General features: G+C 31.0%; 8 protein-coding genes. 7 read left to right on the forward strand and 1 reads right to left on the reverse strand.

Going from position 1 to position 5563, the window contains the following annotated elements; genetic code table 11:
• Together ABUA17_RS18295 and ABUA17_RS18300 are read left to right on the forward strand one after the other, a co-directional pair.
• A partial coding sequence (locus tag ABUA17_RS18295) for a protein rep (RefSeq protein WP_349824107.1) occupies window positions 1-1152 on the forward strand: 1152 nt, incomplete at its 5' end.
• A 203-nt stretch (window positions 1153-1355) separates the two neighbouring features.
• Window positions 1356-1664 carry a hypothetical protein gene (locus ABUA17_RS18300; protein WP_342998355.1) on the forward strand — a complete coding sequence of 103 codons (309 nt, stop codon included), beginning with the start codon at window positions 1356-1358 and terminating at the stop codon, window positions 1662-1664.
• 234 nt (window positions 1665-1898) lie between these two features.
• Here ABUA17_RS18300 and ABUA17_RS18305 read toward each other — a convergent pair whose 3' ends face one another.
• Entirely contained in the window at window positions 1899-2225 is a 327-nt protein-coding gene (locus tag ABUA17_RS18305) for a hypothetical protein (protein ID WP_349818253.1), read from the reverse strand.
• 206 nt (window positions 2226-2431) lie between these two features.
• Between ABUA17_RS18305 and ABUA17_RS18310 the strand changes: the two genes are divergently transcribed.
• The 5 genes from ABUA17_RS18310 to ABUA17_RS18330 all read left to right on the forward strand — a co-directional run.
• Window positions 2432-2803, forward strand: coding sequence for a DUF6075 family protein (locus tag ABUA17_RS18310; protein ID WP_342998353.1), 372 nt, complete (start codon window positions 2432-2434; stop codon window positions 2801-2803).
• Between the two features lie 383 nt (window positions 2804-3186).
• On the forward strand, window positions 3187-3501 hold the full coding sequence (locus tag ABUA17_RS18315) for a hypothetical protein (protein ID WP_349818256.1): 315 nt from the start codon (window positions 3187-3189) through the stop codon (window positions 3499-3501).
• The gene (mobV, locus tag ABUA17_RS18320; protein WP_349818255.1) at window positions 3498-4361 is read left to right on the forward strand and encodes a MobV family relaxase; all 864 of its coding nucleotides are present in this window, start codon (window positions 3498-3500) and stop codon (window positions 4359-4361) included. The genes ABUA17_RS18315 and mobV overlap by 4 nt, the downstream gene beginning before the upstream one ends.
• Window positions 4362-4462: 101 nt before the next feature.
• Window positions 4463-4639 (forward strand): hypothetical protein, encoded by a 177-nt coding sequence (locus tag ABUA17_RS18325; RefSeq protein WP_349818264.1) that lies wholly within the window; start codon window positions 4463-4465, stop codon window positions 4637-4639.
• A gap of 178 nt (window positions 4640-4817) precedes the next feature.
• On the forward strand, window positions 4818-5563 hold a 746-nt coding region (locus ABUA17_RS18330; protein ID WP_349821184.1), incomplete at its 3' end, for a protein rep.

Consider the following 5563-nt stretch of genomic DNA (forward strand, 5'->3'; position numbering starts at 1 on the left):
CCTATATGCTCTCACTTAAAATCACATAAAGCGAGTCAAATGCTATTTAAGATTATAGAATCAATTCAGAAAGATAATAATTATAAAAATAGTTCTTTGATATTTATAACCTTAACTCAAAAAAACGTTGGTGTTGGTGAGCTAAAGGATGAACTTGATAAGATGCAAAAAGCTGTTCAAGAAATGATTAAAAAAGAATTAATTTTTAGTACTGCTAAGAATTATAAAGTAGATAAGAAAACTGGTAAAAAAAGGTCTTATGGGATAAAGGGAGTTGTACAAGGCACTGTTAGACACTTGGAAGTTACTTCTAAGTACGATAAGAAAAGAGAGCGAATTGAATTTCATCCACATTGGCACATGATACTGTTGGTTAAACAAACTTACTTTGATGATAAAAAATATTTCTGGGATAAAGACAAACTCATCAGGGTTTGGAAAAAGTACATGAACTTAAATTATAAGCCTAATGTTGATATTAGAAAGATTGTCGATGGAGCAAGTGAGGACAAGCATAGCTTTGATGTAAAACTTAAGGATATGGAGCCAAATGGAGCTATTAAAGAAATATCAAAGTATAGTACTAAAGATAGTGATTTAATAAAAGTTGATGTTGAAGAAGGTACTGGTAATATTAAGATTAATTGGTCAGATTCAAAAGTAATACTCAATGAGATGTATAAGTCTTTACATAATAGACGTGATTTAATATTTACAGGAGCATTTAAAAAGACTAAGGAAAGATTGTTTGGAAATAAAAGTACTGACGAGCTTGTAAGTGAAATGCAAGACGCTGAACTTGTAGATATATTTAAAAACAAAAAGTGTAGAACGTGTGGAGCTGATACCGTTGAATATCTACAAAGGTATTCTAAGTTTAATAAGTGTTATTATAATCTGTCTGAGAAGAAATTAAATGATTATAAAGACAGTATGAATAGAGAGATAAAAAGAATTATAAAAAGAAAACAAGAGTTAAAGAAAGTTGATGGAGAGCTACAAGCCTTAGAAGAATTAATTAAATTAGAGTTAAATGGGTATGACCCTTTCACAATGGATATTTCAGAGGAAGAATATTTGAGTAAAAAAAAATCTGATGTAAGCTGCCAAACTAAAACATCAGACGGTATAGATAAAAACATTATTTCTTAACTATTCGAGAAGATTATATCAATAATTTAAAATGAGGTCAATATAAATCCTTTATGTAGAACGGCATTTGTGTCGTTCTTTTTTTATTTTATGAACGTTCAAAAATAATTATTGAACATTGTTCTAATGTATGTTAATATAGTGTATATAAATTAATTAATGAACGTCTATTAATTAAAATATGAACAAAGGTGGTATTGTAAATGGCATATAAGAAAAAAGCTGAATTAGAGCAAGAGCTTGCAGAAGCTCTACAAAGAATTGCAGAATTAGAAGCAGAACTGGAAGCAGTTAAAAACAGTGTTCATAAATTAAAAAATGAACGTAATGCTGGGCGTAAATCTAAATTTGGAAATAATGAAAAGGGTAAAATCATGAAGCTTTTTTTAGATGGTAAATCCTATAGAGCTATAGCAAAAGAAATGAAATGCTCTGTAGGACTTGTTCATAAAATATTAAATGAACAACCTAAGGGGATAGATAATAATCCCTCTCAGCCTAAACAGCTTTAACTATGTGCCCCCTTGTGGGGTCAGCCCCTATGAGAGGGTGCAAGTAGATGTGTATAAATAGTTTGGTGGGGGGGATGGGGGCAACCTCCCCCATAGAAGCGAAGTGTGCCCTGTATTTTTAATTGATGTTTATAATATGTTGCAAATTCAAAAGAGCAGCGAAATTTTCACTGCTCTTTAGTTCGCAATAGATTAAACTTGAGAATCAATTATTTTATTATTAATAGTTATTCTTTAATTATTAATTTTCATCCATATATATTTTTCATTTGTATTTGAAGAAGTTTCAATAAATCCATTTTCAATTACTTCATAGCTATTTTTTTCAAGTTCCCACTGACAGTTCTGTGTTGGTGTTTTAAATGTGGTTTTTAAATCATTAACTGTCAATTCTCCCCCATAAGTAAAACTTCTAACTTCACCGTTCTGAGTTATTATTTGACTTAATGTATATACCCCGTCTAAAATCTTAGTTGAATTTTTATTATCTGTAGCACCAATAACAAACGATAAAATTGCTATACATATCGATGGAATTATTATTTTTTTTATGTTTATCATATACTTACCTCCTTTTACATAATAACAATATAATACAATTATGTAATAAAATATATTTTTATTATATACTTAATTTGAATATAATTCCATGATAAATAGTCATAATAATTATCAATATTTATTTAAAACAGAGCCTAATTAAAAAAAAGGAAAATTGATATAATTATAAATATTAATACAAAAATGAATTTGGAGGTTGGAAGATAATGAATTTTATAAATAAAGAGCATGAAGAAAGATTTAATAATTTAGTTGGAAGAGGTAGAGGTGTCTCTATAAATGATATTGAAAGAGTACCAGGAATGTATATTATGAGTGCTAATGAAGATTTGTTTCATAAAGTAGATAGTTTATATAACTTTGATAAAGGCAGATTTAGAATAGATATCGTGGAAGATGAACAAGGCAACTTAAAACCAAAGTTTAGAATACCTCTAAGCAGTTCAGAGAAGAAGATGATGTTATTAGCGTTTGATATGTATAGTGGTAATGATAGTCTTGGGATTAATGAATTGTTTAGTTCTCTTGATAGTAGTAATAGAGAAATTGTGTTAAGAGCAATAATGATGAGATATTAAAAGAACTATTTAAGAGTTCTTTTTTATTTCCAAGATAAAAGCTCCATAGGAGCATGGAGCGTGAGCGACTTAACCCCGTAGGGCGAACGGACTTATAAATAAGTCGTAGTGAGTTATGTCTTGTAAAAGACATCTTCGCGGAGTTATGTCTTGTAAAAGACATCTTCGCGGAGCTTCTGAATATATAAATTATTATCGTATTACGACTTATCTTTATGTATTCAAGTCGAAAGTTGTAATATGACTTATATTGTAAAGGCATATATGACTTATGTAAGATAAATATATGTTATTAAAAAATAGATGTATTACGACTTTACTTGTTTTTTAAAGATATAAACTGTATTATGTCTTATCAAAAAATAGGAGGTATAAGACGTAATATGTTTTTTTATAAAGACCTAAAAGAAGCTAAAGAGCTCTTTGAAGATTTAAAACAACAGTATTTAAAATTACGTAGAGAGCATTGGGAGTTACTTCGAGAGCTTGATGAAATTAAAAGGCAAGATGATAAAATCGAAGAACTTCAGGAGCTTATCGAAAAGCTCTCCGTGGAACTTGAATATAAAACTTGGGTGGTAACACAGTATATTTTAAAATATCCCGAATATATGGAGAAGTTAGAAAAGAAGCGTTCACAAAACAATAAACGAACACCAAAAGAGGGTAATGAGAGTAATGAGGGGGTAGAGCTATGAGCCACGCTATAATGAGAATACAGAAAATAAAGAGCATGCAAGCTCTTGCAGAACGAGAGAAGCATAATACAAGGCGTAAAACGGTATTAAGTGCAGATGGAAGCAATAACATAACCGTAGAAGGCTACACAGGGCTTGTAGGACGCGTAAAAGCCTTGGAGAAGCAAATAGATGCTAATAACAAGAGAAAAACTCGTAAGGACGCCGTAAGGGCTATAGAGGTGTTGTTTACAAGTGATAAAGCTTTTTTCAAAAGGGTCGCCCATGAGCAGTATTTTGATGAATGTAAAAAATGGCTTGTTGATACTTTTGGAGAAGAAAACTTATTGCAAGCAGTAACTCACCTTGATGAAGAAACTCCACATCTACATGCCATTTTAACAACAGTTAAAGATAATAAATTTAACTATTCTGGTTATATTAATGGTCGACAAGACCTAAGAGCTCTACAAGATAGTTTTTTTGCACAAGTGGAGCACTTAGGGCTGGAACGTGGGGAAAAAGTAGAACTAACAAAAGCAACTTACCAAACCAATAAAGATTGGAATAGGAATGTTGCCAAGGCAAGGAGCTTTGCAGAAGCTCTTGCTCCAGAGCAACAAATGGAATATGCCATTAAAGGTGTTATGTTCACGAATGAGATTGAAAAAATGAACACTGAAAACATGGAGTTAAGAGCAGAGCTCCAGGAAACCAAAGAGAATTATGCGAGTTTACGAGAAGGGGTTTATAATATTGCAAAAGGAGATTACAAGGCGCGTATAAAAACCATAGAACAATTAGAGCAAATGGGTAAGAGCTCTTTGTTAAAGAAATCGAAGGAGCTTGACCCTCCAAGTTTAGAGGAAATGGAGTTATAGCAAAAAAAGACCTTTTAGGTCTTTTTTTTAAAGGAAAATTATTGATTATATCTAATATATTATATATACTGTAATAGATAAACAAGAAAGGAGAAATTATTGTGCAACAAAGAACAGAATATTTTAGAGTGTATATGCAAGCTTATCGCGTTGAAAATAAAGAAACAGTTGCAAAAGCTCGAAAAAAATGGCAAGAAAATAACAAAGAGCACTTAAAAAACTATATGAGAGAATATAGAGCTAAGAAAAAGGCTGAAAAAATGGCTCAAACCCTGTAAAATAGGGGGCTGTCTGCAAGACTCGATATCTGTTAAGATATCGAAAAGTTTGTCTTGATAATGTATAGAAAATCAAATTCGGGGGGTAACACCCTTCAAGCCGTTGATATGACTGGGCTGAGGGCATGAAAAAGCGTACCCGAAAATTGAGTGATTAACGAAAGGAGAAAAGATTGAAATGAATATAGAGAATCCCTTCATTCAATATTACATAAACCAGAATGAAGAACTTAAGGAATATATAGAGCTCTATGATATTCCACGAAAGGAAGATATATTTCTTATTGAAAAAATGATGTCTGTTGATATATCAAATTTGTTCAAAGATTTAGGATATATAAGCAAATCTGAATTAATTGCTAATTGTAATAGCTTGAGATATTTACAACAATGCATACAAAACCCAAATCATAAACATTGGCGTGGTAGCTTTTGTAAGGACCGTTATTGTCCTATATGCTCTCACTTAAAATCACATAAAGCGAGTCAAATGCTATTTAAGATTATAGAATCAATTCAGAAAGATAATAATTATAAAAATAGTTCTTTGATATTTATAACCTTAACTCAAAAAAACGTTGGTGTTGGTGAGCTAAAGGATGAACTTGATAAGATGCAAAAAGCTGTTCAAGAAATGATTAAAAAAGAATTAATTTTTAGTACTGCTAAGAATTATAAAGTAGATAAGAAAACTGGTAAAAAAAGGTCTTATGGGATAAAGGGAGTTGTACAAGGCACTGTTAGACACTTGGAAGTTACTTCTAAGTACGATAAGAAAAGAGAGCGAATTGAATTTCATCCACATTGGCACATGATACTGTTGGTTAAACAAACTTACTTTGATGATAAAAAATATTTCTGGGATAAAGACAAACTCATCAGGGTTTGGAAAAAGTACATGAACTTAAATTATAAGCCTAATGT

The organism is Clostridium sp. RTP31139st1_H3_RTP31139_211217, from assembly GCF_040227035.1.
GTDB classification, from domain to species: Bacteria; Bacillota; Clostridia; order Clostridiales; family Clostridiaceae; genus Clostridium; species Clostridium saudiense.

Bases quoted from the DNA above. Each gene is read 5' to 3' on its own strand.
- ABUA17_RS18300 (WP_342998355.1), top strand. From the start codon at position 1,356: ATGGCATATAAGAAAAAAGCTGAATTAGAGCAAGAGCTTGCAGAAGCT.
- ABUA17_RS18305 (WP_349818253.1), bottom strand. From the start codon at position 2,225: ATGATAAACATAAAAAAAATAATAATTCCATCGATATGTATAGCAATT.
- ABUA17_RS18310 (WP_342998353.1), top strand. From the start codon at position 2,432: ATGAATTTTATAAATAAAGAGCATGAAGAAAGATTTAATAATTTAGTT.
- ABUA17_RS18315 (WP_349818256.1), top strand. From the start codon at position 3,187: ATGTTTTTTTATAAAGACCTAAAAGAAGCTAAAGAGCTCTTTGAAGAT.
- mobV (WP_349818255.1), top strand. From the start codon at position 3,498: ATGAGCCACGCTATAATGAGAATACAGAAAATAAAGAGCATGCAAGCT.